At 62.8% G+C, this 2,626-nt stretch carries 3 protein-coding genes; 1 reads left to right on the forward strand and 2 read right to left on the reverse strand.

The annotated features are described in order from the left end of the window. The coding region (gene recG, locus ACEW8G_RS14040) for an ATP-dependent DNA helicase RecG (protein ID WP_373489029.1) at positions 1-1,906 on the forward strand (1,906 nt) is incomplete at its 5' end. An 8-nt stretch (positions 1,907-1,914) separates the two neighbouring features. Here the strand turns inward: recG and ACEW8G_RS14045 are convergent. Continuing rightward, complete coding sequence (locus ACEW8G_RS14045; protein WP_373489030.1) at positions 1,915-2,253, reverse strand: PilZ domain-containing protein; 339 nt, start codon at positions 2,251-2,253, stop codon at positions 1,915-1,917. A 138-nt stretch (positions 2,254-2,391) separates the two neighbouring features. Next, a partial coding sequence (locus tag ACEW8G_RS14050) for a S4 domain-containing protein (protein ID WP_373489031.1) occupies positions 2,392-2,626 on the reverse strand: 235 nt, incomplete at its 5' end.

Here is a 2,626-nt window from a genome sequence, read left to right on the forward strand (position 1 = left end):
GGTTGGCACGGCTGACGAGGCGCATGAAGGCGAGCAGATCATCATTGCACTGACCGCGACGGGCTATCGCAGCAGCCCAGGCCGAGGACCGACGCGGGTGGTGGCCGAGGACAGCATTGGCAATCACATCAGCCTCGTTTATTTCGGCGGCAATCCGGGCTGGGCGAAAAAGCTGTGGCCGCTGGGTGAGACGCGCATCGCGGCGGGCAAGCTCGAAATCTGGGGCGAGGCTTGGCAGATCGTCCACCCCGATCACGTCGTTGCCGCTGACGATGAGGGTGAGATTGACGAGACCGAGCCGGTCTATCCGCTCGCCGAGGGGCTGGGGCAAAAGCGCATCGCCGCGCTCGCCGCGCAGGCTTTGGCGCTGATGCCGCAATTGCCCGAATGGATCGAACCGACGCTAAAGGCGCGCGAGGGCTGGCCAGACTGGCATGACGCATTGGCCACCGTGCACCGCAACCTCGATGAAAAGGCGCGCGAGCGGCTGGGTTATGACGAGATTTTCGCCAACCAGCTTGCCTTCGCGCTGATTCGCCAGGCAAACCGTCGCCGCAAGGGCATCGCTCTGCAGGGCGACGGACATCTGCGCGCGCGCCTGGCGCTGCCATTCGCGCTTACCGGCGCCCAGCAGCGCACGATCGGCGAGATCGCGGGCGACATGGCACAGCCGGTGCCGATGCTGCGGCTGCTGCAGGGCGATGTCGGCGCGGGCAAGACGCTGGTGGCGGTCATGGCAATGCTGAACGCGGTTGAATGCGGTGGCCAAGCGGCCTTGCTGGCGCCGACAGAAATCCTCGCCCGTCAGCATTTCGACACGATCTCGCGGTTGCTCTCTGGCTTGCCGGTCAGCATCGCGGTGTTGACCGGGCGCGACAAGGGCCGTGTGCGCGAGTCAACGCTGATGGGACTGGCGGATGGATCGATCCAGATCATCATCGGCACCCATGCGCTGTTTCAGGATGCTGTCAGGTATCGCCACCTCGCACTCGCGGTAATTGACGAGCAGCACAAGTTCGGCGTCTCGCAGCGGCTGAGCCTGCAGGAAAAGGGCAGGGCAACCCCGCATCTGCTGGCGATGACAGCCACCCCCATTCCGCGCACTTTGACGCTCAGCCATTATGGCGAAATGGATGTGTCGCGGCTCGACGAGCTGCCACCGGGACGTCAGCCAATCGAGACACGAGTCATAGCCGACGAGCGGCTGGCAGAGATTGTCGAAGGCCTTGGGCGCCATATCGCGGCGGGTGGTCAGGCCTATTGGGTGTGCCCGTTGGTGATGGACAGCGAGACCAGCGATCTCGCCGCTGCCGAGACGCGGGCTGCGCAACTCGCGGAGTGCTTTCCTGGCAAGGTCTCGCTTGTCCATGGCCAGATGCCGGGTGAGCGCAAAGATGCGATGATGGCCGATTTTGCCAGCGGCAAGACCGCGCTGCTGGTGGCAACCACGGTGATCGAGGTGGGGGTCGATGTGCCCAATGCCACTTTGATGATCATCGAGGCTGCAGAACGGTTCGGTCTGGCCCAGTTGCACCAGCTACGCGGACGGGTGGGGCGCGGCACCCAAAAGTCAGTGTGTATGCTGGTGCGTGGCAATGTGCTCAGCGAAACGGCACGCGCGCGATTGGCACTGATGCGCAGCAGCCAAGATGGCTTTCATATCGCCGAAGAGGATTTGCGGCTGCGCGGTGGCGGCGAACTGCTCGGCACCCGCCAGTCGGGCGAGGGCGCGTTTCGCATCGCTACACCCGAACAGGTACAGCGCCTGATCCCCACCGCAACAGACGATGCGCGGCTGCTGATGGACCGCGATGGCGGGCTGGATAGCACGCGCGGGCAGGCGGCGCGGATTGCGCTGTATTTATTTGAGCGCGATTACGGCGCGAAGTTGCTGCGCGGCGGTTAGAATGGGCCTCAGCGCCGTGCTTTTGGCGATGCCGTTGCGCTCAACGCATCGACCATCGCGATAAATTCGTTGAGCCGGATCACCCGCTCAAGCTGAAAGCCGCAGCGCCCGCCCAACGACCACACGAGATGCGCCTCGATCCGGCCAACGACCGGCAACCGAACGGTAAGTCGCTCGCCCTTGGCAAGCGGCATCTCGCCCTCGGTCATGAACCCATTTGACGATACGTTAACTATATGCGTCTTGATGTCGCCCAGATACCGGTGCTCGGCAATGGTCGTGTAATCGACGGCGTGGCGAGCTGCGTGACGCATTTCAACGACGGCGAGCTTGGCTCCGGTGGACATGTGCTTTCACCTGTGCTGGCATTTCCCTCAGGTTGCATAATCCGCCAAATTTACGAACAAAGTGTAAATCATGACACCGGTGGTGTGAGTTTGCAGACGCGATTGTGACCGATTTCGGGACTCACCGCCGCTGCGACGCTAATCCTCGCCAACGACCAGTCCGTGCTTCTTCTGGCCCAGGCTGATCTTGTCGCCGGGCATGACGATGTAATCCAGTGCAAGCACCTTTTCACCGTTTACCCGAACAGCGCCCTCTTCAATCTTGCGCTTGGCCTCCTTGTTCGAGGCCGCAAAACCGATGGCGGTGTTGGCCTGCACGATCGACATTCCCGTTGCAGGCACCCTGATGCTCGGCAGGTCGTCACCCACCACG

The sequence above is a fragment of the Blastomonas sp. genome (assembly GCF_041747255.1).
In the GTDB taxonomy this organism is placed as follows: Bacteria; Pseudomonadota; Alphaproteobacteria; order Sphingomonadales; family Sphingomonadaceae; genus Blastomonas.

Coding starts and splice junctions, on each gene's coding strand:
- ACEW8G_RS14045 (WP_373489030.1), bottom strand. CDS start 2,253: ATGTCCACCGGAGCCAAGCTCGCCGTCGTTGAAATGCGTCACGCAGCT.